Below are 24,676 nucleotides of genomic sequence, written 5' to 3'. Positions count from 1 at the left end.
AATCTTACTTTGCGTTTCGTTTGTCAAGAGATATGTACGGTTTGCTCTTCGACAGGGAACGATACGCCGGACGCATAATCCTGCCGCAGGTCTCCATTTCCTCTATGCGGTGGGCGCACCAGCCCGCAATACGGGAAATCGCAAAAAGCGGCGTAAACAGGTCGCTCGGAATCCCAAGCATCTCATAGACCAGCCCGGAGTAAAAATCGACATTGGCGGAAATGACCTTCATCTCCCCCTTGACCTTTGAAAAAGCCGCCGGCGCAAGCTTTTCCACGCGCTCGAACAGCTCGAATTTCTGAAGCATATCTCTTTCTTCGGCCATTTTGCGGGCTTTTGTCTTCAGGATGACCGCACGCGGGTCGGAAAGCGTATAAACCGCGTGTCCCATGCCGTAAATCAGGCCGGAACGGTCGCAGGCTTCCCCGCGGACGATTTTTTCAAGGTAATTCCCAAGCTCCGTCTCGTCTTCCCAGTTATGCACATTCTCCATGATCTCGTTCATCATCATCATGACCCTGTGATTGGCGCCGCCGTGCTTGGGGCCCTTCAGGGAGCCGATCGCGGCCGCGATGGAGGAATAAATATCCGTGCCCGTAGAAGAAAGCACGCGCGCGGTAAAGGTGGAGTTGTTGCCGCCGCCGTGCTCCGCATGGAGAATCAGGCAGAGGTCGAGCAGCTTTGCCTCCTCATCGGTAAACATGCGGTCGGGACGGATCGCGTTTAAAATAGCCTGCGCTGTGGAATGGGAAGGGTCAATGGGGTGGAAATACATGCTCTGCTTGTCAAAATGACGGCGCTTCACCTGATAGGCATATGTCATGATGGTGGGCATCCGCGCAATCAGCTGGATGGCCTGACGCATGTTATTCTGGAGGGAGGTGTCGTCCGGATTGTCGTCGTAGGAATACAGGGCCAGCACGGAACGCGCCAGCTTATTCATAATATTCTTGGACGGCGCCTTGATAATCATATCCTCCGCAAAATATTCCGGAAGCTCGCGGTAGCTGTTCAGGGTTTTACAGAAGGTCTGCAGCTGCTGCGCGTTCGGCAGCTCGCCGAAAAGCAGAAGCCACGCGACTTCCTCATATCCGAAACGCTTTTCCGCAAGGCATCCTTCCACGATCTCCCGAAGGTCGATCCCGCGGTAGGTAAGCTTGCCTTCGTCCGGGATACGCTCACCGTCTGCAATTAAGTAGCCGTGTACGTTACAGATCGTGGTAAGGCCCGCCATGACGCCCGTGCCGTCCGGGTTGCGCAGGCCGCGCTTGACCTGATATAATTCAAATTTGTCCTGCGGAATTTTATTGTTCGCCCTGAATTCAGCACACAGGCTCTTCAGGCCCGGATTGTCCTGCTCAAGTACAATTTCTGCCATATCAGTACACCATTTCCCCACGCAAATTCAATAAAAAAAGCCGTCCCGCTCCGCGTGGAAGAACCGACGGCGACGCCAATATCTCCTATAAACACTTTAGTATATAATATATATCACCGCGAAATCAAAGTCAAGTAACCTTGCATTGCAGAATCACTGATTTTGCAGCAAAAAGATTCAAAAATTTCATTTTTATGTCAAATTCCGCCTGTGATGAAATATATTTATAATTTTATGAATAATCTTTAATATGCTCATGTAAAATGTAATACGGTAGCTTTCCTGTTCAGAAAACGGACCAGCCAAACCGTGGATAAGCCGCTGAGATTTCCGTGCAAAATTCAGCCGCTTATCAGCCGATTCTATACTGCACGGAGGAATGGTGGTTGAAAATGAAAGGCAAAACCTTACTGGGACTTCTGCTTTTTCTGATAATGTTCCTGACCCCGTTTTTATCCATGGGTGCGAAAATTCCGGACAAGACAGACAAGCTGAGCTCCAAAAGTTCTTCGTCCGCCGTACAGTCCGGCCAGCAGTCGCAGGCAAAACCGCAGTCCCAGCCCGTATCCCAGACACCGCAAAGCAGCGCGCCCGCGGCCCAGAATACGGCCCAATTCAAGATACTCGATACCAAGAGCAATCAGATTCTGACGGTAAATGACCGGGATTTTCTCTACGGCGCAATCGTCACCGAAATGTCTCCCGAATCCCAGCCGGAAGCGCTGAAAGCGCAGGGCGTCGCCGCGTATACCTATTACAGCCGTCTGCGTACACAGGAAAAGACCAATCCCACGGCTGCGCTCAAGGGCGCGGATTTCTCCGCGGACACACAGGGATGGCAGATTTACGTCACCAAAGCACAGATGCAGGAGCGCTGGGGAACTAAGTTTGACGAATACTACAACAAACTTACGCAGGTGGTAAACGCCGTATACGGGCAGGTGCTCAAAAGCGGAAATGATCTTGCCGACGCGACCTACTACGCCATTTCCTCCGGCAAAACGGAAACCTCCGAAGACATCTGGGGCGGAAAGCGCAGCTATCTGGTCTCCGTCGCAAGCCCCGGAGACATATTCGCCGGCGGGTATCAGACCACGGTCACACTCAGCGCCGACCAGTTCAAAGCGGCTGCCCTGAAAGCCGCTCCGAAGGCAAGCCTTGGAACGGACGCGGCCAAATGGGTCGGAGCCGTCAGCCGCACCACCGCGGGCTCCGTGAAAACCATAGAGATCGGAGGGGTCTCCGTAACGGGCAACGACGCGCGCAGCGCGTTCGGGCTGCGTTCGGCAAACTTCACCCTTACCTGTAAGGACAATGTTTTTACCTTTGTGGTAAAGGGATACGGACACGGCGTCGGCATGAGCCAGGTGGGCGCGGATTACATGGCTTCGCAGGGGTCGACCTACAAACAGATTCTGGCGTGGTATTATCCCACCACTTCGCTGACAGCGATTGCTACATAAAAAAGGCGGAAGCAAAGCTTCCGCCTTTTCACATCAGCCGCCCAGATAAGCCTTGCGGACCTTCTCGTCATTTGCAAGCTCATCCGCATCGCCTTCCATGGCGATCGTTCCTGTTTCCAGAACGTAGGCGCGGTTGGCGATTTCCAGCGCCTTCTTTGCGTTTTGCTCAACCAGCAGGACGGTAACGCCCGACTGGTTTACATCCCGGATAATGCTGAATATCTCGTTCACCAGAAGCGGGGAAAGGCCCATGGACGGTTCGTCCAGCAGAAGCATTTTCGGATTGCACATCAGCGCGCGTCCGATTGCGAGCATCTGCTGCTCCCCGCCGCTGAGCGTACCGGCAATCTGTTTGCGGCGCTCTTTCAGCCGGGGCAGGCGCTCAAACAGCTTTTCAAAGTCGTCTTCGATTTTATCGCCGTCATTGCGGATATACGCGCCCATCTCCAGGTTTTCGAGCACGGTCATTTTGGAAAAAATACGCCTTCCCTCCGGGACCTGAGCCAGCCCGAGCTTGATAATCCTGTGGGGCTCCGTCGTACGCAGATCGTTGTCCATAAAGGTGATCTCGCCGTTTTTCGGCTTGATAAGTCCGGAAATGGAATGAAGCGTTGTGGTCTTTCCGGCGCCGTTCGCACCGATCAGGGTAACGATTTCCCCCTCCTGCACTTCAAAGGAAACGTTTTTAATGGCATGGATGGACCCGTAGAAAACGTCCAGGTTTTTTACCGACAGCATAACTCCCATATCACTCACCTCCAAGATACGCGGCGATCACTTTCGGATCGTTGCGCACCGTTTCCGCGGAACCTTCCGCGATGATCCTGCCGTAATCCAGAACCACAATATGTTCGCAGATCCCCATGACGAAGTTCATATCGTGCTCAATCAGCAGGATCGCAACATTGAATTTATCACGGATCAGCATGATGGTTTCCATCAGCTCCATGGTCTCGGTCGGGTTCATACCGGCCGCGGGCTCGTCAAGCAGCAGGACCTTCGGATTGGTCGCGAGCGCACGGGCAATTTCCAGCTTGCGCTGCTTGCCGTAGGGAAGGTTTTTCGCCAGATCGTGCGCATGCTCGTCAAGGCTGAAAACCTGTAAAAGCTCGTGCGCTCGTTTGGATACCGCCTTCTCCTCCTTACGGTAGGAAGGGAGGCGGAACATCCCCGCCAGAACGGAATACTTCATCTGGCTGTTCATCGCGATCTTTACGTTGTCAATGACGGTGGCGTCCTTAAACAGACGGATATTCTGAAAGGTTCTCGCAATCCCGTTTTGGGTGATCTGATAGGTCTTTTTGCCGACAATGTTATTTCCGTCGAGCTCAATCACGCCCTTGGTCGGCGTGTAAACGTCGGTCAGCAGGTTGAAAACGGTGGTTTTTCCCGCTCCGTTCGGCCCGATCAGGCCGATGATTTCCCCTTCGTTGATGGAGAAATGCACATCCTCAAGGGCCTGAAGGCCGCCGAAAGCAATTCCAAGATTTTTGGTTTCCAGTACAGACATCGGTTAGCCCTCCTTATTCGAAGCCGGGTCCTGCTTTTTCCCTTTTACAGCACCTTTGATTTTATCCACTGTTTTCATCAGCGAAAATTCGCTGCGGCCCAGCAGCCCGGTAGGACGGAAGAGCATCACGCAGATCAGCACGATGGAATAAAGCAGCATGCGGTAGCTGGAAAACCCGCGCAGCGCTTCCGGCAAAACGGTAAGCACGCCCGCGGAAATAATGGAGCCCGTAATCGAGCCCATGCCGCCCAGCACGACCATTACAAGGATTTCCACCGAACGGTTGAAGTCGAACTTCGACGGGTCGATAAGGCCGATCTGGTGCGCGTAAAGTCCGCCCGCCACACCGGCAAAGAATGCCGCCAGAATAAACGCAAGCAGCTTGTAATAGGTGGTGTTGATGCCCGAGGCTTCCGCGGCGATTTCATCCTCGCGGATGGAGATAACGGCGCGGCCGTGGCGGGAAGTCCCAAAGGTAAAGCTGATAAAGATCGCCAGAACAGCGATAAAGAACATATAGGTAAACATCGCCGTCAGGTTATGACGGGAGTTCAGGGAGTCGATGCCGTAAAGGCCCTTCGCCCCGTTGGTAATGGTCAAATTGTTGGCGATTACGCGTATGATTTCCCCAAAGCCCAGGGTGATAATCGCCAGATAGTCGCCTTTCAGGCGCAGGGCCGGCACGCCGATGATAACGCCGAAAAGCGCCGCAACCAGGCCGCCCAGCACCAGCGCAATGGGGAACGCGACCGGAAGCGGAAGCCCGGAGTGAAGGGTGAACAGACCCGCGGCGTACGCGCCCACCAGCATGAATCCCGCGTGGCCCAGAACCAGCTGGCCCAGCAGGCCGGTCACAAGGTTCAGGCTGACGGCCATAATGATGTTGATGCACATCATGTTGATAATATCGGAATAATAGCTATTCACAACGCCCTGGCGGATCAGCATGGTAAAGACCACATACAGAAGGATAACGATCACCAGATTCACAATGTAAGAAATCTTTTTTCTTCTTGAAATACCCAACATTCGTTACACCTTCTCCCTTGTATTTTTGCCAAGCAGACCCGCGGGCTTTACCAGCAGAACGATAATCAGGATTCCGAATACCACGGCGTCCGTCAGGTTGCTGCTGATATAGGCGTTCGTCAGGCTTTCGGCAACGCCCAGCAGGTAGCCGCCCAGCATGGCGCCGGGGATGCTGCCGATTCCGCCCAGCACGGCGGCGACAAATGCTTTCAGGCCCAGCAGACCGCCCATAATCGGCTTGATCTGCGGATATGTGTTGCAGTAAAGCACCGCGCCCGCGGAAGCCAGGGCCGAACCGATGCCGAATGTAAAGGCAATGGTAGTGTTTGTGTTGATGCCCATCAGCTTAGCGGCACCCGCATCCTCAGAGGTCGCACGCATCGCCTTTCCGATCTTCATCTTGCTGACCATGAGCTGCAGCCCGGCCATCATGACGACGGATACCAGAATGTTCAGAACCGTGGACGAAGTAATCTGCAGTTCACCGATCTGCAGCGGGCTGAAAGAGAACATTTTCGGCATTGATTTCGCATCCGACCCAAACAGCAGCTGGAAAAGGTTCTGCAAAAAGATGCTGACGCCGATTGCCGTAATCAGCAGGGAAATTCTGGGTGCGTCCCGGACCAGAAGCCTGTGGTATGCTACGCGCTCAATCACAACGCCGGCAAGCCCGCAGAAAATAATCGAACCCAGCACTGCAAGCCACAGGGGAAGATTCATCATAACCAAGATAACAAATACGACATAAGCGCCTACCATAATGATATCGCCGTGCGCAAAGTTAATCAGCTGAACGATACCATAAACCATACTGTAGCCCAGAGCGACCAGCGCGTAAATGCTGCCGATACCCAGGCCGTTGATGATTTGCGAAAAGAAATCCATAAACCGCACCCTCCTGCATTTAATTGAAACAGTGATATTGTTCGCAGAAAACCCGAAAAGAGGGCGAATTTCTTCACCCTCTTTTCCCATTTTAATTCCTAAACAGAATGGGTAAACTTACTTTTTAAAGTTCTCTACAAATTTGTATTTTCCATCCGCAATGGTCGTAATGACAGCCTCTCTGACCGGGTTGCGGTTTTCGTCAAAGGTGGTGTTGCCGGTAAGGCCCTTGTATTCAATGCCTTTGAGCGCTTCGACAATCTTGTCGGAATCCGTGGAACCGGCCTTCTCGATTGCGGCGACCATCATGCCCATGGCGTCATAGCCCAGAACAGCAAACATGTTTGCATCCGTGTTGTAGGTTTCCTTGTAGGTTTTCAGGAAAGCCTGCAGATCGGGATCGGAGCTTTCAGCGGAGTACTGGCTGCAGAAATAGCAATCCTTCACGGCGTCGAGGTTGCTTTTGTCAATCTTTTCAAGAACGCCGTCCCAGCCGTCCGCACCGAGAAGCTTCGCGCTCAGGCCGACGTCCTTCGCCTGTACAGCAATCAGCGCTACATCGGAATAATAAACCGGAACCATAACGACGTCGGGGTTACCGGCCTTAATCTTTGTAAGCTGTGATTTGAAATCAACGCTTCCGCTCTGATAGGCTTCTTTGTTGGTAATGGTCATGCCGGCTTCTTTTGCGGCAGCTTCAAAAGCATCTGCAACGCCGGTGGAATAGTCGTCACCGTTGTCATAGATAATGGCAGCGGTTTTTGCGCCGAGCTTCTGAGCCGCATAGGCAGCCATCAATTCGCCCTGGAACGGGTCGATAAAGCAGGCGCGGAAGATATTGTCGCCGGCCTTTGTAATGTCCGCCGCGGTGCCGGTAGCCGTAATCATCGGCAGGCCGTCTTTTACCGCCTTCTGCGCAACGGCAATGGTCGGTTTAGAGGTAACGTCGCCAACCAGCGCGACTACCTTATCGTCCTGTACAAGCTTGTTGTAAGCATTGACAGCCTCGATTGCATCGCCCTTTTCATCGTAGGAGATGTATTCAATCTGCTTTCCAAGGACGCCGCCGGCTTTATTGATCTTATCTACGGCCAGCTTAACGCCGTTGTTTGTAGCAATACCATAAACGGATACGTTTCCGGTCAGCGGCGCAAGTCCGCCGATTTTAATTGTTTCACCAGCCGCACCGGCACTGCCCGCAGCCGCAGAGTCCGTGTTCCCGCCTCCCTGAGCGCAGCCTGTTGCAGAAGCAGAAAGCATTACAGCCGCCAAAACAGCTGCCAATAAACGCTTTTTCATCATGTTTTACCTCCCAAGTAAAATAGTCTCTTCGCATTTTTATTCTACAGCCGAGTTGCCGAAACAACCCGGCTTCATGCCCTGATCCTAATATTCTAATGTTTTTGATTATACTACTGATGAAGTATATTTGCAACTGCATATTTACAATTATTCGTTTTATTTCATAAAATCGTAAAAATTAACAGTTTTTATTTGCTTTTTAATCTTCGGTCGTATATAAATGAAATATTGTGCTCCGCATATTGCAAATTTATCGCTTAACTATTGCTTTAAACCAGTAAAATTTTGTTCTGGTGCAGTATAACCTATCCAAATCATTCAAATAGAGATAAAATTGTGCAAAAAAGCGTCCCCGTAAAACGGGAACGCTTAAAAGCTCTTTAACGAATCAGCCTTCTACAGAAGCATACATAAAGTAGTCGAAGCCCATCGGGGATTGATAGTATCCCTTCACCTTCGGGTTCAACAAAACAATACGGGTACGATAGGTCGTCGGTGCAACCACCATATCACGCATCAGAATATCCTCAGCCTGGTGCAGAAGCGGCATTCTGACTTTGTTGTCGTCCGTTGCTTTGATCTGCTCAATCAGTTTATCATATTCCGGATTGGAATATTTACCGCTGTTGTTGCCGCCGTTGGTCACAAACAGATCAAGCATGGAAACTGCATCGTTGAAATCAACGCCGAATCCGCCGCGGGCGATCTGGAAGTTGGCCTTGTTGCGCGTATCAAGGAACACGGACCACTCCTGCTGGGAAATCGTAACGTTAATGCCCAGCTCGGTCTTCCACATATTCTGCAGTGCTTCGGCAAGCGCATTATTCATGGAAGCGGGATTGGTGACATACTCAACGGACGGGAAGCCCTTGCCGTCCGGATAACCGGCTTCCGCGAGAAGCTTTTTCGCTTCGGCTACATTTTTCTCATAATCTTCCGACTTAATGGAAATATAATCTCCTCCGACATCGCGGAACCCCTTCGAGGAGTCCTCGTCCTGAAGACCGGTCGGTACAAAAGCGCCGGCGGGAGCCTGGGCTTTCTTCGTTACCTTTTCAGCAATATAATTGCGGTCGATCGCAAGGGAGAAAGCTTTTCTGACTCTTATGTCGTCAAAAGGTTTCTTCTCGCAGTTAAAAATGCAATAGTTTGTGCTTAAATCCGGCAGAATTTTGAAATCGGGCTTATCCTGCCAGGTAGCGATTTCTTCAACCGGAATGGTATAACAGAAACTGATTTCGTCATTCTGGTAAGCGGCGAGTCTTGGCGAATCGTCTTCCAACAGAACAAATTTCAAGGTATCCAGTTTGATTTTATCTTTGTCGTAGTAATTCGGGTTCTTCTCTACCGTAATGCTCTCTTTATGACTCCAGTCCTTCAGCTTGAAAGCACCGTTGGAAATATAGGTTTTGGGGTCCTGCGTCCAGGTATCGTTCCCCTCAACAATATCCTTACGGACCGGGAAATAAGCCGTAAAGGAAAGGAGCTCATCAAAATACGCGCACGGAGCTCTCAAGGTCACGACCAGCGTCTTATCGTCCGTAGCCTTGACACCCAGCTTATCTTTATCCATTTTTCCCGCGGCAATTTCGTTCGCGTTGAGAACCGGATCAAAAATATAAACATACTGGGAAGCTGTTTTCGGATCGACCACTCTCTTCCAGGCGTATTCAAAATCACCTGCGGTCACCGGCTTGCCGTCAGACCATTTAATGTCGTCACGGAGCGTAATCGTATACGTTTTATGGTCGTCGCTCTTTTTGATTTCTTTCGCCTGCGCATTGATAATCTTATGATCAGATGAATAGCGGGTAAGTCCTTCGAACAGATGGTTCATAACGGTGGTAACATCCGCCGCCTGGTTCAAGGCCGGATCCATAGTGGCCGGTTCCGCGCCAAGGCTGACGCTCAGCGATTGACTGGCCGGCGCCTTGCTGCCTGTTCCTTCTGCGGCAGAGGAGACGGCTGCACCGTTTCCACAGCCTGCAAAGGCGGAAACCATCATCGCCGACGCAAGAACGAGGGCGACAATTTTCTTTTTCATTAAAAATCCCTCCAATTTCTTTCTTATTTTTCTCTTCAGATTATTTCAATTTGCAATGCAAATTAAAACCTGTTAAAACTCCCCGATACGATGACAGGCCGCAAAATGACCCGTTTCATATTCCTTGAATTCCGGCACCTCAGCCGCGCACTGTTCCGTCGCGTACGGGCAGCGGGTTCTGAAGCGGCAGCCGGAAGGCGGATTCAGCGGGCTGGGCACGTCGCCCTCAAGCACAATTCTCTTTTTTGCACGGCTCATCTTCGGGTCCGGAATCGGAATCGCGGAAAGAAGGCTTTGCGTGTAGGGATGGATCGGGTGGTCATAAAGCGAATCGCTGTCCGCAAGCTCGACGAGCTTTCCCAGATACATTACCCCGATCCGGTTGCTGATATGCTTTACAATCGCAAGATCGTGGGCAATAAACAGATAGGTCAGGTCCATCTCCTGCTGCAAATCTTCAAACATATTGACAACCTGCGCCTGTATGGAAACATCCAGTGCGGAAATCGGTTCGTCGCACACAATAAATTCGGGATTCACCGCCAGCGCGCGCGCAATGCCGATTCTCTGGCGCTGTCCGCCGGAAAATTCATGGGGATAGCGGTTTGCGTGCTCGGAATTCAGCCCTACTCTCTCCAGCAGGGAAAGGATTCTGTCGTTACGCTCCTTGCGGCCGGAAGCCAGATTATGGATGTCGATCGGTTCGCCGACAATGTCGCCGACCGTCATGCGGGCGTCCAGGGATGCGTAAGGGTCCTGGAAAACAATCTGCATTTTTTTACGGTAAGGGGCAAAGTCCACATTTGTGACATCTTCCCCGTTATAGATAATTTTTCCTCCGGTCGGCTCATACAGCCGCAGGATGGTTCTTCCGGTCGTTGTCTTTCCGCAGCCGCTTTCTCCAACCAGCCCCAGGGTCTCTCCCTTATTGATATAAAAGCTGACATCATCAACAGCCTGCACATAATTTGTCTTGAATATACCTCCGCTTACCGGAAAATATTGTTGAAGATGCTGAACTTCCAACAGCTTTTCGCTCATTTTGTGTTTCCCTCCCCGGCATTCTCCAACTGCTCTTTCTGTAAGAGCCAGCAGGCACTTTTATGACCCGGAGAAATCTCGGTAAACTCCGGCATCTGCCTCAGGCAGATTTTCATGCACCTGTCGCAGCGGGAAGCAAACGGACAGCCCGCCGGAGGATACAGCAAATCAACAGTGGTCCCTTCAATCGGAATCAGTCTCTCGTGCCCCTGCTCATGGATTTTCGGGACGGAGTTCAAAAGACCGACCGTATAACAGTGCTTAGGATTATAAAAAATATCGTCCGTACTGCCGATTTCAACGATCTTGCCGGCATACATGACCGCAATGCGGTCACAAACGTCGGAGACAACGCCCAAATCATGCGTGATGATGATAATCGACATATTAATTTTCTTTTTCAGCTCCACCATCAGTTCCAAAATCTGCGCCTGAATGGTAACGTCAAGCGCCGTGGTGGGTTCGTCGGCAATCAGCAGCTTTGGCTCGCAGGCCAGCGCCATGGCGATCATCACCCTCTGGCGCATACCGCCCGAAAATTCGTGCGGATACTGCTTCATGCGTTTTTCCGGTTCGTTCATACCAACCAGAGCCAAAAGCTCGGTGGCTCTCGCCTTGCACTGCGCCCTGCTCTTGTCCGTGTGCAGACGTATCATTTCGGTAAGCTGGTTCCCAATGGTATAGACCGGGTTCAGGGAGGTCATCGGGTCCTGGAAAATGATGCTGACTTCGCTGCCGCGCATTTTCCGGAACTCTTTTTCTTTCATTTTTTCAATATGGTGTCCGTTAAACTCAACGGTACCGCCCACCACTTTACCGGGGTCGGCAATAATTCCCATCAAAGTGTAAGCGGATACGCTTTTTCCGCTTCCGGATTCTCCAACGATTCCAAGCACCTCGCCGTGGTCAAGCGTATAGGATACGCCGCTGACGGCCTTTACCTCTCCGGCGGGGGTAAAAAAGGAAACTTGAAGGTTTTCTATGTCAAGCAAACAATTTGAACTCATTTTCAAATCTCCTATTTCTTAAGCTTCGGATCGAACGCATCTCTCAGGCCGTCACCGAAAAGATTAAATGACAGAATAATCAGGCTGATGGCAATGGAAGGAATAATCAAACGGTAAGGAAACGCGTTGATTCCGCCCAGTGCGTCGGAAGCAAGCGAACCAAGACTGGCCATGGGAATCGCAACGCCCAGTCCAAGGTAGCTCAGAAAGGCTTCCGTAAAGATTGCAGAAGGAATCTGCAGGGTTGTTGTAACAATCAGCGTCCCGATGCAGTTCGGAAGCAGATGCTTGGCAATAATCTGACGGTTTGAAGCGCCCAGCGCCCTTGCCGCCGTAACAAATTCCTGTTCCTTCAGCGTCATGATCTGGCCGCGTACGATTCTCGCCATACCGACCCAGTACAGCAGACTGAAGGTAATAAAAATACTGATCAGCCCGACTCCGATCTTCTGCAATCCCTCAAAGGCGGGATTGCTGTCAAACAGCTGAGTCAGCGGTGTTTTCAAAGTTACCTGCAAAAGAATAATAATCAGCATATCCGGCACAGAGTAAATAATATCCACGATACGCATCATGATCATATCGACCTTGCCGCCGAAGTAGCCGGCAATCGCGCCGTAGATGCTGCCGATCAAAAGGACCAGCGCGCTGGCAATCAAGCCGACCAGAAGGGAAATTCTGGCGCCGATCATCACGCGGATACCAAGGTCGCGCCCGAAGCTGTCCGTACCGAAAATATGCGGAAAAACGCTCTCCCCCTGGGAAATGCTTTTCAACTCCATCTCCGAGTACTGCATCGGCGTCAAATCTTCGCTTCCGCGGATCTGCTGGTCATACTGATACGGGTAAAAATTAGGAACAATAAACGCAAAGACCAAAACGAACACAATGACAACCATTGCGGCCATGGCCACTTTATTTTTAGCAAAACGCTGCATTGCGTCTTTCCAGTAGGTTGTGCTTTCGCGCATCACCACCAAAGATTCTTTTTCATCCGAGCTGGCAGGCAAAAAGTCATCTGCGTTCAACTGGAGGCTAAAGGGATTCTTTTTGAGCTTTATATCGTCCAACATCTTTTCCTGCCTTCCTCACTTCAGTTTAATTCTTGGATCAACCAGTTTGTAACAAATGTCCACAATCACATTCATAAAGACCAATAAAATGGCAAGGAAAAGAGTGGTACTCATCACCATCGGATAATCGCGGCCGGTAATACAATTGATAAATTCACGGCCCAGACCCGGAATCGTAAATATTTTCTCAACCACGAAGCTTCCGGTCATCGTGTAGGCAAGCAGCGGGCCGACATAAGTGATTACCGGAATGATCGCGTTTTTCAGCGCATGCTTGAACAGCATGGAAAATTTACTTACGCCTTTCGCCTTTGCCGTACGTATGTAGTCCTGATTGAGCGCGTCCAGCATGCTGGAACGCATCAGGCGCGTAATATACGCCGTTGGATAAAATGACAGCGCCGCAACCGGCATGATATAATGCAGCGGCGTTTTCAGGCCGAGTGTCGGCAACACGTGCAGATTTACGCCAAACGTAATCAGCAGAAAAGACGCGACAACAAAGCCCGGCACGGCAATTCCCATGGTGGAAATGACCATCAGCAAGCTGTCGGCCCATTTCCCTCTGTTCAACGCCGCCACGGAACCCATCGTCACGCCCATAATCAGCGCCAGTAAAATTGAGATACCGGCAAGCCTTGCCGAAACGGGAAACGTTGAAAAAATAATATCATTGGCGGTCCTGCCCTTTTGCTTGATGGACAGACCGAAATCACCATGCAGCAAATTGTTCATATAATTCCCGTACTGCACATACAGTGGTTTATCAAGTCCGTATTTTACTTTTAAAGCCTGTGTCGTCTCCGGCGAAACCGCTTTCTCGCTTAAAAACGGGCCTCCGGGTATCATGTTCATCAGCGCAAAGGTGATGACGGAAATCAGAAAAATCGTCAAAAGCGCATAGGCGATACGCTTTATCACATAGTTTGTCACTACAGCCACTCCTTAAAATTCCTGTTTGCAGAAGGCAATATCATATTTCACGCATCAAATGAATATGACCGGGTATCCTAAAAGGAATACAATACGAAATTATATCACAAATATGTCCTTAATTCAACACAGTCTATCATTTACCTTCATACGCCTATGTAGGACACACCCTTGTCCGGATGTGTCCTACATACCTTACCTTATTTTGTTATTATATCAATTTTCAATTCAGAATACAAGCTAATTATGTGGAATACTCTTAAATATTCTGATTTTTTGCATATTTTTTTTTCTAATATTCAAAAAAGCGAATCGGCGGAAACGTATGCCCATTGAGGCACAGCTTTTGTTCCCCCATAATTTGGAATCCTGTTTTGATAGGCCCTTGTCCCTGAAATCAACCGCGTACCGCGCCAATTCCTGCGATGCGGCAGATTGTGCCTGCACGCGCGTTTTGTACATAGTTTTCCCTGGTGTTTAGAATGATCAGAGAATCCGACGGCTATTTTCAAATTTTATTATTTTTAAAAATTCATTGCATAAACCGTTGAATCGGAATATAATGGAACAAACAAATGAATATATGTTCATATGAACAGGAGTGATTATAATGGAAGAAATAACCGACTTATGCGAAGAAAAATGCATTCACCCCAATCTTGTTGAAAATACACTCCACAGCATGCCCGATCTGGATACACTGTTCGCCCTTGCGGAATTATTCAAGGTCTTTGGCGATACCACCAGAGTCCGCATCATCTGCGCGCTGTTTGAAAACGAGCTGTGTGTCTGCGATATCGCGGAAGTGCTGGACATGGGCCAGTCCGCCATTTCCCATCAGCTCCGTCTTTTGCGCAATGCCCACCTTGTACGGGTAAGACGCGAAGGAAAATCCTCTTTTTACTCCCTTGACGACGATCATGTTCGGCTGCTGTTTGAACAGGGCTTAAACCACGTAAAGGAGGAAAACCCGCATGCATGAATACGAGAATGAACAATGCGAACCTCGCTGCTCCTGCTGCGCGCATGACCACGAGCACCATGAACACGAAGAGTGTCACGAGCAGAAACACGGCCATGACAGCCACGGAGATGAAAAAGTCCAGCCTGCTTTAGCCTCCTCCTGCGGCTGCGGATGCAGCCACTGTGAGGGAGAAGAAAACGAAGAAGAGGAAAACTCGAACCGATTTAAAATAGAAATCATATCCTCCCTGCTGTTCTTTGCGGCAGGCTTTCTTTCGGAACATATTTTCCAGGCGCCGCCGCTGATCCAGGGAATCCTGTTCGGCCTGTCGGTTGTTTTATCCGGCTGGCGCGTATTCAGAAGCGGCTGGCGTTCCCTTCTGAAGCTCAGAATGGATGAAACCACGCTGATGGCGGTCGCGGTGATCGCTGCCTTCTGCTTAGGGCAGTACCTGGAAGCGGCAATGGTCGCCATCCTGTATCAGCTGGGAGAAATGATTGAAGACAAGGCGATCGATAATTCCCGCGAAAGCATCGGCAAGCTCGCGGAAATCCGTGCGGATACTGCGCGGAGAATCCGGGACGGAAACGAAGCGATTGTTCCCGCGCAGGAGGTGCAGGTCGGTGACACCATCGCGGTCTATCCCTTTGAGCGGGTCCCGCTGGACGGCACCGTCCTTTCGGGGACCTCCACACTGAACGCTTCCGCGCTGACGGGAGAGAGCGTTCCTATCGACGCCTCCGCCGGTTGCGAGGTCCTGTCGGGCATGATGAACGAACAGGGTCCCCTGACGGTTGAAGTAACGCACGACCTTCAGAATTCCGCCGCCTCCCGGATCATTGCCATGGTGGAATCCGCTGCCGCACGAAAGGGCAGGGCGGAAAAGCTCATCACCCGCTTTGCGGAAATCTACACCCCGCTGGTAATGGTGCTTGCCGTCCTGCTGATGATCCTTCCCCCTCTGTTTGGATTGGGCGAATTCCGTGTCTGGCTTTACCGCGCGCTGGTCTTTCTGGTAGCCTCCTGCCCATGCGCGCTGGTCATCTCGGTTCCGCTCGGGTTCTACGCCGGGATCGGCGCCGAAAGCAAAAACGGCGTCTTAATCAAAGGCGGCAGGTTTTTAGAAGCTCTTGCGCTGGCCGACGCGGTTGTATTCGATAAAACAGGAACTTTGACCAGCGGCGAACTGAAGCTGAGCAAAGTGAACGTTCTGGGCAGTCTGGACGAAGCCGAACTTCTGCGGATCGCGGCCTCTGCCGAGCAGTACAGCTCCCACCCCGCCGCGAAAGCGGTGATAAAGGCCGCTGCCGGTGCGGAGCTTCTGCCCGCCGAGCAGGCTGAAGAAATTCCCGGCAACGGCGTTATCGCGATGATGGACGGTAAAAAAGTCATCTGCGGCCGCAGAAATCTTTTTGAAGAAAACGGACTGAATATGGAGAACTTTTCCCCCGCCTCCATTTTTATCGCGGTTGACGGCGTCGTAGAAGGCAGCATAGAGCTGAGCGACACCGTGAAGTCCGATTCCGCAGAGGGAATCGGACTGCTGAAAAAAATCGGCTTGAAGCGGATTGTCATGCTGACCGGAGACAACGAAAGCTCCGCGGCCGCAGCCGCAGAGGATTGCGGAATTACGGAGTACCACGCCGGACTTCTTCCGGAAAATAAAGTATCCATTATGGAAAGCATCCGCAGAGAGACCGGAAAAACCATCTTCGTCGGTGACGGCATCAACGACGCCCCGGTACTGGCCGCGTCCGACTGTGGGGTCGCCATGGGGCTTGGCACCGACGCTGCGATCGAAGCCTCCGACGTTGTACTTACGCTGGATAAACCGTCCAAACTGGCGCCCGCCATCCGTATCGCGCACCGCGCGATGGGGATCATCCGTTTCAACATTGCCTTTGCGCTTACCTGCAAAGCATTGGTGCTTGTCCTTGCGGCGCTCGGCTACTCTTCCATGTGGATGGCCGTATTCGCGGATATGGGCGTCTGCATCATTTCCGTGATCAACGCGACAAGGATTTTGAAATTCCGTTAATTGTACAACTTCCTATTGTTAAAATAAACAGCCTTCCGTTCAGCTTGAACGGAAGGCTGTTTTTATGTGATCTTATAATTCGACTTGCTGGACCGCCTTGCGCAGCTCAAGCACCGCGGACGGAGTGACCGAAAGCTCGCTGATTCCGATTTTAACGTAGAATTCCGTCAGCGTGGTATCCGCAGCGGATTCCCCGCAGATGCCCACCCAGATGCCGGCATTCTTTGCGCTCTCCGCCGTCTTCTCAATCATGCGCAGCACTGCGGGATGGCGCGAATCGAACATCTTGGAAATGGTGTGGTTCATGCGGTCGACAGCCAGCGTGTACTGCGTCAGGTCGTTGGTGCCGATGCTGAAGAAATCGACTTCCTTCGCAAGCAGATCGCTCAGCATGACCGAAGCAGGCGTTTCAATCATAATCCCTATCTCAATATCCGGAGCGAACACGATCTTCTCAGCGGTCAGATCCTTTTTGACCTTCTCCACAATTTCCTTAATCTGTTTTACCTCGTCAACCGAAATAATCATCGGGAACATAATGGCCAGCTTTCCAAAAGCGGAAGCCCGGATCAGTGCTCTGAGCTGGGTAACGAAAAGCTCCTGACGATCCAGACAAATGCGAATCGCACGGTAGCCCATCGCGGGGTTTTCCTCGTGCGGGATGTCAAGATAAGGCACCTGTTTATCCGCGCCCAAATCCAGCGTACGGATAATCACGCGCTTTCCGCCCATTTTTTCCAGCACCCTTTTATAGGCCTTGAACTGATCTTCCTCACTGGGAAAGTTTTTGCTTTCCATATACAGGAATTCACTGCGGAAAAGGCCGATGCCGTCCGCATCGTTTTCCAGCACCATGGAGACATCTTCCGGATGGCCGATATTCGCGTTGATTTCAATGACCGTTCCGTTCTTTGTAACAGCCTTGGTCCCTTTCAGCAGATTTAATTCATGCTGATAGTTTTCAAATTCCTGCTGCTTTTTCCGATACTCTTCAAGCGTCTGCTCGTCCGGCTCGAGGATAACGTCTCCCGCGGCGCCGTCTACAATAAGGGAAGCCCCGTCTGTCAGCTCGCCGTATCCGCCGGCAAGCCCAACCACGGCGGGAATGCCCATCGTTCTGGCCAGGATGGCCGAATGGGAGCTTTTAGAGCCTTCGCGCGTTACAAAGGCAAGAACAAGGTTCTTATCCATCTGTACGGTTTCACTGGGCATCAGATCAACCGCGCCGACAATCGACCGGTCGGTCAGGCAGTCCAGTCCGTTGGCAAGGGTTTCGTCAAGATTGCGGATCAGCCTCTTGGAGATATCGACAACGTCCGCCGCGCGGCCGCGCATATACTCGTCGTCCATCTGCGCGAACATCTCGGAAAATTGCCTGCCCGCCTGCCATACGGCGTATTCAGCGTTCACTTTGTCATTTTTGATTGCGTCCTGAATCGTGTTGTAATAGTCCTCGTCCTGAAGCATCATGATATGTATCTGAAATATCATGGAATTTGCTTCGCCAACACGCTTAAGCGCTTTCCTGTAAATTTCGTTGAGTGCCTCTACCGCCGCGTCTTTGGCGGAGTTAAGCCGGGACAGTTCCGCAGGAACGTCCGTAATGCTCTTTTTTTGAATATGATCGTCAATATTGACACAAAGGGTCAGTTTTCCAATTGCATAACCCTTTGATGCAGCGACTCCGTGTATTTTTTTCATCTTACCACCAACCTTACAGATTTTGTTCACAGAATTCTTTGATTTTCAGGCAGTCCGCCTCCTCATTTTCACCCTCAACCGTAATGGTAATTTCATCATCCTTTTTCGCACCAAGGCCCATAACGGCAAATAATTTCTTAGCGCTTACTTTCTTGGAATGAAACGTAATGCTGATGTCCGATGAACAGGAAGACGCCAATTTTACAAGGAGCCCCGCCGGCCTTGCATGAAGCCCCACTTCATCCTTTACAATATGTTGGAACGCCTGCACACTAACCAAACCTTTCTTAAAATTTATAGTTTAATATTCCTAATAATCAAATTTTCTATTTTGTAAATATGACTAAAAATATTGTATCAATTTTTCATGATTTGTCAATCACTGTTTTTACCGTACACTCAACTTATTTGCCACTAATACATCACAAAGCTGCTTAATACTGTAGACCGCAGCCGTATCTGTGATTGCATTTTGTTGAATATAGTCATAAATATCCTGATTGTAATATCTTGGGTCGATAATATGAATTTCCTGAAAATTTGTCGCCAAAAAGGGCACCATGCTGTTCGCATACGAATCCTTGATAATCAGCAGCTTCCTGCCGTTGCTCACTGCGGAGTTCTTTACGACGTCAACACTATGATTTCCGCCGAGAAATACGGAGTATTTATCTTTCTTTTCCAGGTATTCTTTCCAGTAAAGGCTGTCCCTTTGCTGCTTGCCGGTCTGTTGTGTCAGTACAGCCGTCTTTTTATATACCGGCAGATACAGCACGTCGGGCTCCTGTGTGGTCAAAATCGCTTTGGAATACAGCGTTCCCAGAAAGGAATCCGAAACCGCTTCAAAATCAAAATCCTCCTGCGGAGTCGGCTGTATATTCATGGCCTTTACAAGCGCCTCGTAGCCCTTATAGGCGCCGAAAGTGTTCCAATGATGATCTGTCTTATAGTAATAATCGTTTCCTGTCCGGTCACTCAGCGTATCAAAGAGATCGATTACCTTTGTATTCTCCCCCGCACCGGCCTGAATAGTGTTCAATTCCTCACGCTGGTCATGACTTGGCGCGGAAAAAGGAAGCCTGTCCTGCTGCTCCTGCGCGCCGGAGGGCACGGGCATAAAATAGAACGGAAGATCCGTGTTCTTCGCGAAGAGCTGGATTGCAGCCACATTGCGTGCAAAAGTATCGGTATGGTTTGGCAAAAGCACTTCATAAAGATGGCCGTCTTTTCCGAAATATACGCCGCCTTCCGCAGGGGTCTGTCCGTAGTTGGAACTGAGATCCCGTTTCCCCATCATCAGCTGGATGCGGGTATTGAGCGCAATCGATGCCTTGCGAAACATAAAATGGTCGCCGACATAGCTCTCTATGGAATCCATAAAGGAACCGTTCGCGAGGGAGGCCAGCGTCACTTTTGGGGCTGACTCCAGCACACGGTTTTCATCTTCTGAAAAATCCTGTTTCGGAGCAAAGATCAGGTACATGGCACCGGTCAGGATCGTCACCAGCAGAACCGTAGTGACAACGACGGCTTCGATCTCACACTTCTTACTATTTTCTTTTATATTCAGAAATAATTTCATGTTATCCCCTTAAAAATACAGATGCAATTCTTATCATGTATGGGAATCGACTTTCTGTCCGGCTGACGGAATAGAAAATGGAATCCTCATTAAAAGCGGAAATAGAGGAACGGACTGTAAGAATTATCGATCAAAAAGGTCATTGACATCACAAAAAGACAGATAAACCCAAGGCTCCAGACGATTTTCCCCGGTGTTCCGCTCTTGCGAAGCCTTTCCGTCCAATTAGCGATCAATGTTGAACTGCAGAGCGCCGCAATGATCAGCAGAGGCGCACAGGTCACCAAAGAATAGACGCCAAGCTTGTCCGCGCCGGGTGCGAACCCAAACATCGCTCCAAGCACCCCAAATGCTTTTCCAATGTCCAGATAGGAGAAGAATACCCATCCGATCACCGCGGCTAAAAAGCTGTATAACCACTGAAAGAACGCCGGAATCCTGTCAAGCCATTTTTGGAGAAACAGCTTCTCACAGATGATCAGAACCGCGTAATAAGCGCCCCACATGGCAAAGTTCCAACTGGCGCCATGCCAGATTCCGGTGAGCACCCAGACGATCGCAAGGTTGCGGACATTCTTAATCGTAGAGCAGCGGTTGCCGCCGAGGGGGATGTAAACATATTGGCGGAACCAGGTTCCCAGTGTAATATGCCAGCGGCGCCAAAATTCTGAAACACTGCGGGAAATATACGGATACCGGAAGTTTTCGGGAATCTGAAAGCCAAACATACCGGCAAGGCCAATCGCCATATCCGAATAACCGGAAAAATCAAGATAAATCTGGAAAGTGAAAGCCAGCGCGCCGAGCCACGCGGTCAGCGTACTGGGGTTCCCCAGATACTGCACTTTGTCGGCAAGGATTGCGAGGTTGTTTGCCAGCAACACCTTTTTAAAGAGGCCAACCAAAAACCGTCTGCCGCCGGAGGTGAATTTCTCCAACGTTTCCTGCCGGTTCTGCAGCTGCTCCGCCAAATCTTCATAGCGTACGATCGGGCCGGCGACCAGATGCGGAAAAAAAGAAATATACGCACCGAAATCAATGATGTTGCGCTGTGCCGGCGCTTCCCCTCGGTAAATATCAATGGAGTAGGAAAGCGATTCAAACGTATAAAAGGAAATACCGATCGGTAAGGCCACCGCAGGCAGCGGGACGGAAAAACCGGAAATCGAGTTAAAGGTTTCCACCAATAACCCGGAATATTTAAAAAAGCCAAGCAATCCCAGATTGACACAAATACTGATAATTAAAAAAACGCGGGCCTTTCCCTTTTCATCACGGTATTTGCTGATAAAATACCCGGCAATATAATCAAAGATCGTGGTAAAGAGCATCAGGAAGACGTAGACGGGTTCCCCCCACGCGTAAAAAACCAGGCTGAAAAGAAACAGACACAAGTTTTTGAACTTGCGTGGTACAACAAAATAAACAATCAAAACCATCGGTAAGAAAACAAAAATAAAAAATAAACTGCTGAATATCATTTTACCGTTCCCCTGCGTTTTTATAATACTTCTATTTTACGTTATCCCGGCTGTTTTTTCAAGTGACAGTAAGAAACAATCCTTACAAAGTATCATATAATTATGTCGTTAACCCCCAATTGATATTCAGTTTTTAAAAAACAGCACAAAGCGGCGGCCTGGGCTTTCGCCCAAACCGCCGCTACGCAAATACAACTATACTTATTTTGTTGAGATAGTAATAATTTGATTAAAAGAGTCTGTGCAATAGGTTACTTAGCCAACAGTAGCAACGAAAGTCTTAACGCCATTTACATAGACGCCAGTCTTCGCGCCGACTGCGCCGACAGAAGTGATCTTGTAGAGATAATCGTTACCAGTCTTGGAAACGAACTCTGCTTTGAAAACGCCTGCGGTACCGAGAGCAAAGGTCGGTGTTGCAGCAGCAGTAACTTTCAGCGTGTAGGCACCCTTAACGGTAACGTCCTTCGTTGTGTCAGTTGTGAAAGCAGGAGCTTTTACAGTAGCAACAAGAAGCTTCGTGCCGTTGAGGTAGATACCAGTTGCAGCGCCAACATTGCCGATTGCAGTAATCTTGTAGAAGTAGTCATTGCCGTTTTTGGAAGCAAGAGCTACAGAGAAGACACCAGCAGTACCGGTTGTGAAGGTCGGAGCAGTTGTGGAAGTAATCTTGAACTGATAGGTGGAACCCTTTGCAACAGAGAAGTCCTTCGTTGTGTCGGAAGTAGCTTCCGGAACAGCAGTTGCAGTAATGTCACATTTTGCTGCATCATAATCATCCAACTCATAACCATCTTCATCGTACAGAGTAGCAGTCAAAGTTGTGTGATTCTCAGAAGCAAAAGTGGAATCAATGCTTGTGACTTCAACCTTTGCTGTGTTGCCGCTAGTTGTAAGTGTAAAGACATCTTCGCTGCCGCCATCAAGTTCCCATTTCACTGTGTAACCAGCGGGGAGTGATGTTCCGTTCGGATAAGCGACTGCGGTAAATGTCTCGGAGTAGTCCTTTGCGATGCTGGAAAAAGTCTTGTTAATAGCAACACCAGCAAAAGAAGTAGAAGCAACCTTAAAAGTATCTACACCGCTCGCCGTTGTTTTATCAACCGTAAAGCCATAAGTGTCAAGATCATCAACATCTACGTTGCCCGCATCAGCTTTAAAGGCAACCAGACCATTGGTGAGAGGATCGGAAATCTTCATCCGAGCACCGGAAGCGCTCTCGGAAATATAGAGTTTGCCAGCGCCTACAGTAAACGTACCATCGCCGTCAATTGTACCAACTGTAACAGCATCCTTGAAAGTGATAGCTGCATCAGTATCAAAGGACAGAGTATCTACATTTACCGTTCCAGTTACTGTAACATCTGTGTCATCATTCTGGGTAGCAATCTTACCATTTACTGCATTGATAGGAGCGGCAATTGTACCTACAAAAGCATCATCTTCATCGTCTTCATTGCCCAGATTCAAAGTAGTATCATAGTAATCAAAATCAATTGTACCAACTGAGATGCCAGAGCCATCAGTACCATAAAGGGTAAAGTCACTGTCATCATCATTCGCTGTAATACCGCCAATTGATACCTTTGCCTCATCAGCATAAGCGGAAACTTTCAGCGCAGTGATTTTGCCAGTTGTAATCGGCTCATCATCGTCAGTTGACTGAATCTCGACGGTACCATCTGTCTTAATTGTTCCGACGGAACCTCCGTTAATTGTAACTTTATCAGCGTTGTCATCTGCATCGCTTGTATCAATGTTTCCCGCCTTGCCGCTTGTAATTGTAACTTCACCCGAAGCACCATCAGTAGAAATATCGCCAACCTTGCCATCGGTAAGATTAACTTCACCATTGTCAAGGTCAACAGAACCAACATTACCATCGCCTATATCAAGCTGAGTAACAGTACCAGAAATTTTTCTTACATTGGTGTCTTCATCGACGGAAACTTTGCCAGTAAGCGTACCGAACACAACTTCCTTGTCGGTAAGGACTGCCTCTTTGCCATCAAATTGTTTAACCCCATCAAGAACAGTTTTACCACTTGTCTTCTTAATAGTAAAGCCTGAATCTTTATAGTTGTCGTTAGAATCATATGACAGCAACGTATCAACATCTACTTTTTTCTCGATCTTTGCCTTCAACGTGTACTTATCATCGGAATTGCTGGACACCTTGCCATCTTTGATTTTCTTAGCGGTTATCGTGACATTGCCCGTACCGGCATCCCCTGTAACTGTACCGTCTTTCATTTTTCCGATTGTTGCAACAACACCATTTACAGGATCGGAAGAAGCACCGTCAGATGTTATAATACCTGTGATACCTAACAAGTGAAAATCATTGCTGCCGCTGGAAACATCAATCTGGTATCCGTCCTTTGCATAACCGGTTTTCGCATCAGACTGGTACAAATTTGTCGCAGGTACAAAGTTAGCAAACGCATCGTTTTCACCTGGTTCTACAGTAAAGATACCTACATTTACTGTGGCACCAGCTGTCATCGGGAATGCATCCAGTTCATCAATGCCTTCACCAGAATCTTTTACCTTAGTTTTACCAAATACAAGTTCGCCCTTGTCATAAACATGAACAGTAAGTTCCTGACTGCCTTTTACAGTGTACTCATCACCATCATCATTGGTGTAGTCACCAGAAAACAGAACTTTAATCACTTCTGTTCCGTTGTCACTGCTGCTCTTTAATTTGAGTGTAGCAGTGTCATCATCGTCGCCGCTAAGTTTCAGCGAAACGAGCCTGTCTCCCGAAACATGCGAAATAGCGGTAACTTTAGGATCGCTGACTTCTTCATGGTTTTTGGTCTCAAGTTTAAAATCGCCCGTTGCCAAAAAAGCATTCAGGTCAACTTCCTTGCTATCTCCACCATTTGCAAGATAAATATCATCCTGCTGTGTCTTGTGGACTGTTCCGCTTGTCGACTTGTTAGCCGCGAAAGCGAAGTTTGCCGAAAAGCTGGTAACTACAAGTGCTAAAGCAAGCACAAGAGAAACAACTTTTCCTGTGATTTTTTTCATCCTTTTTGTCCTCCTTAAAATAGTTCGTTTTGCGTATTTGCGTGTGCTATGAGAATTTAACATACATGTTCGCCATGGGTGTTAAGATTTTCTCCCCTGACTCGCAGCAATTTTGCGGTACACTCTGCCAATGATGCGTTTGACATAGCCGCAGCCGCAACTACCGCTCATATGTTTAATTGGATTATAAGATATTTGGTAATCAATGT

Annotated in this window: 19 protein-coding genes; 3 read left to right on the top strand and 16 right to left on the bottom strand. The window is 49.4% G+C overall.

What is annotated here, in order from left to right:
* Positions 1-4: 4 nt before the first annotated feature.
* Positions 5-1,378, bottom strand: coding sequence for a citrate/2-methylcitrate synthase (locus tag ACRQU7_RS05785; RefSeq protein ID WP_444644438.1), 1,374 nt, complete (start codon positions 1,376-1,378; stop codon positions 5-7).
* Between the two features lie 392 nt (positions 1,379-1,770).
* On the opposite strand from ACRQU7_RS05785, the gene spoIID reads away from it, so the two are divergent.
* Positions 1,771-2,841, top strand: coding sequence for a stage II sporulation protein D (gene spoIID, locus ACRQU7_RS05780; RefSeq protein WP_444645513.1), 1,071 nt, complete (start codon positions 1,771-1,773; stop codon positions 2,839-2,841).
* A gap of 33 nt (positions 2,842-2,874) precedes the next feature.
* Here the strand turns inward: spoIID and ACRQU7_RS05775 are convergent, their stop codons facing one another.
* The 10 genes from ACRQU7_RS05775 to ACRQU7_RS05730 all read right to left on the bottom strand — a co-directional run bounded on the left by ACRQU7_RS05775 (position 2,875) and on the right by ACRQU7_RS05730 (position 13,665).
* Complete coding sequence (locus ACRQU7_RS05775) at positions 2,875-3,588, bottom strand: ABC transporter ATP-binding protein (protein WP_081928211.1); 714 nt, start codon at positions 3,586-3,588, stop codon at positions 2,875-2,877.
* A 1-nt stretch (position 3,589) separates the two neighbouring features.
* Positions 3,590-4,351: an ABC transporter ATP-binding protein gene (locus tag ACRQU7_RS05770; protein ID WP_141827579.1), complete on the bottom strand. Its 762-nt coding sequence runs from the start codon at positions 4,349-4,351 to the stop codon at positions 3,590-3,592.
* A gap of 3 nt (positions 4,352-4,354) precedes the next feature.
* Positions 4,355-5,371: a branched-chain amino acid ABC transporter permease gene (locus ACRQU7_RS05765; RefSeq protein ID WP_444645511.1), complete on the bottom strand. Its 1,017-nt coding sequence runs from the start codon at positions 5,369-5,371 to the stop codon at positions 4,355-4,357.
* Positions 5,372-5,383: 12 nt separating this feature from the next.
* Positions 5,384-6,265, bottom strand: a complete 882-nt coding sequence (locus ACRQU7_RS05760; protein ID WP_038323126.1) for a branched-chain amino acid ABC transporter permease — start codon at positions 6,263-6,265, stop codon at positions 5,384-5,386.
* A gap of 117 nt (positions 6,266-6,382) precedes the next feature.
* Positions 6,383-7,564, bottom strand: coding sequence for an ABC transporter substrate-binding protein (locus ACRQU7_RS05755; RefSeq protein WP_444644435.1), 1,182 nt, complete (start codon positions 7,562-7,564; stop codon positions 6,383-6,385).
* A 391-nt stretch (positions 7,565-7,955) separates the two neighbouring features.
* Positions 7,956-9,611 (bottom strand): ABC transporter substrate-binding protein, encoded by a 1,656-nt coding sequence (locus ACRQU7_RS05750; protein ID WP_444644433.1) that lies wholly within the window; start codon positions 9,609-9,611, stop codon positions 7,956-7,958.
* 72 nt (positions 9,612-9,683) lie between these two features.
* The gene (locus tag ACRQU7_RS05745) at positions 9,684-10,652 is read right to left on the bottom strand and encodes an ABC transporter ATP-binding protein (protein WP_038323124.1); all 969 of its coding nucleotides are present in this window, start codon (positions 10,650-10,652) and stop codon (positions 9,684-9,686) included.
* Complete coding sequence (locus ACRQU7_RS05740) at positions 10,649-11,659, bottom strand: ABC transporter ATP-binding protein (protein WP_038323122.1); 1,011 nt, start codon at positions 11,657-11,659, stop codon at positions 10,649-10,651. Before ACRQU7_RS05740 ends, ACRQU7_RS05745 begins: the two co-directional genes overlap by 4 nt.
* 11 nt (positions 11,660-11,670) lie before the next feature.
* Positions 11,671-12,732, bottom strand: a complete 1,062-nt coding sequence (locus tag ACRQU7_RS05735) for an ABC transporter permease (protein WP_444644430.1) — start codon at positions 12,730-12,732, stop codon at positions 11,671-11,673.
* Positions 12,733-12,747: 15 nt separating this feature from the next.
* Positions 12,748-13,665: an ABC transporter permease gene (locus ACRQU7_RS05730; RefSeq protein WP_141827574.1), complete on the bottom strand. Its 918-nt coding sequence runs from the start codon at positions 13,663-13,665 to the stop codon at positions 12,748-12,750.
* A gap of 610 nt (positions 13,666-14,275) precedes the next feature.
* Here ACRQU7_RS05730 and ACRQU7_RS05725 point away from each other — a divergent pair.
* Together ACRQU7_RS05725 and ACRQU7_RS05720 are read left to right on the top strand one after the other, a co-directional pair.
* Positions 14,276-14,647: an ArsR/SmtB family transcription factor gene (locus ACRQU7_RS05725; RefSeq protein WP_038323119.1), complete on the top strand. Its 372-nt coding sequence runs from the start codon at positions 14,276-14,278 to the stop codon at positions 14,645-14,647.
* Positions 14,640-16,667 carry a heavy metal translocating P-type ATPase gene (locus ACRQU7_RS05720; protein WP_444644427.1) on the top strand — a complete coding sequence of 676 codons (2,028 nt, stop codon included), beginning with the start codon at positions 14,640-14,642 and terminating at the stop codon, positions 16,665-16,667. The genes ACRQU7_RS05725 and ACRQU7_RS05720 overlap by 8 nt, the downstream gene beginning before the upstream one ends.
* Positions 16,668-16,739: 72 nt before the next feature.
* On the opposite strand, the gene ptsP is transcribed toward ACRQU7_RS05720, so the two are convergent.
* The 5 genes from ptsP to ACRQU7_RS05695 form a co-directional block, all read right to left on the bottom strand.
* The gene (ptsP, locus tag ACRQU7_RS05715) at positions 16,740-18,368 is read right to left on the bottom strand and encodes a phosphoenolpyruvate--protein phosphotransferase (protein ID WP_444644425.1); all 1,629 of its coding nucleotides are present in this window, start codon (positions 18,366-18,368) and stop codon (positions 16,740-16,742) included.
* Positions 18,369-18,381: 13 nt separating this feature from the next.
* Positions 18,382-18,639 carry an HPr family phosphocarrier protein gene (locus ACRQU7_RS05710; RefSeq protein WP_038323116.1) on the bottom strand — a complete coding sequence of 86 codons (258 nt, stop codon included), beginning with the start codon at positions 18,637-18,639 and terminating at the stop codon, positions 18,382-18,384.
* Between the two features lie 117 nt (positions 18,640-18,756).
* Complete coding sequence (locus ACRQU7_RS05705) at positions 18,757-19,950, bottom strand: DHHW family protein (protein ID WP_444644423.1); 1,194 nt, start codon at positions 19,948-19,950, stop codon at positions 18,757-18,759.
* 89 nt (positions 19,951-20,039) lie between these two features.
* On the bottom strand, positions 20,040-21,344 hold the full coding sequence (locus tag ACRQU7_RS05700; protein ID WP_444644421.1) for an MBOAT family O-acyltransferase: 1,305 nt from the start codon (positions 21,342-21,344) through the stop codon (positions 20,040-20,042).
* Between the two features lie 342 nt (positions 21,345-21,686).
* Complete coding sequence (locus tag ACRQU7_RS05695; RefSeq protein ID WP_444644419.1) at positions 21,687-24,467, bottom strand: hypothetical protein; 2,781 nt, start codon at positions 24,465-24,467, stop codon at positions 21,687-21,689.
* Positions 24,468-24,676 lie beyond the last annotated feature (209 nt).

Source organism: Caproiciproducens puteiluti (assembly GCF_052442865.1).
Classification (GTDB): Bacteria; Bacillota; Clostridia; order Oscillospirales; family Acutalibacteraceae; genus Caproiciproducens.
This window is presented reverse-complemented; position numbering and strand designations above follow the sequence as displayed.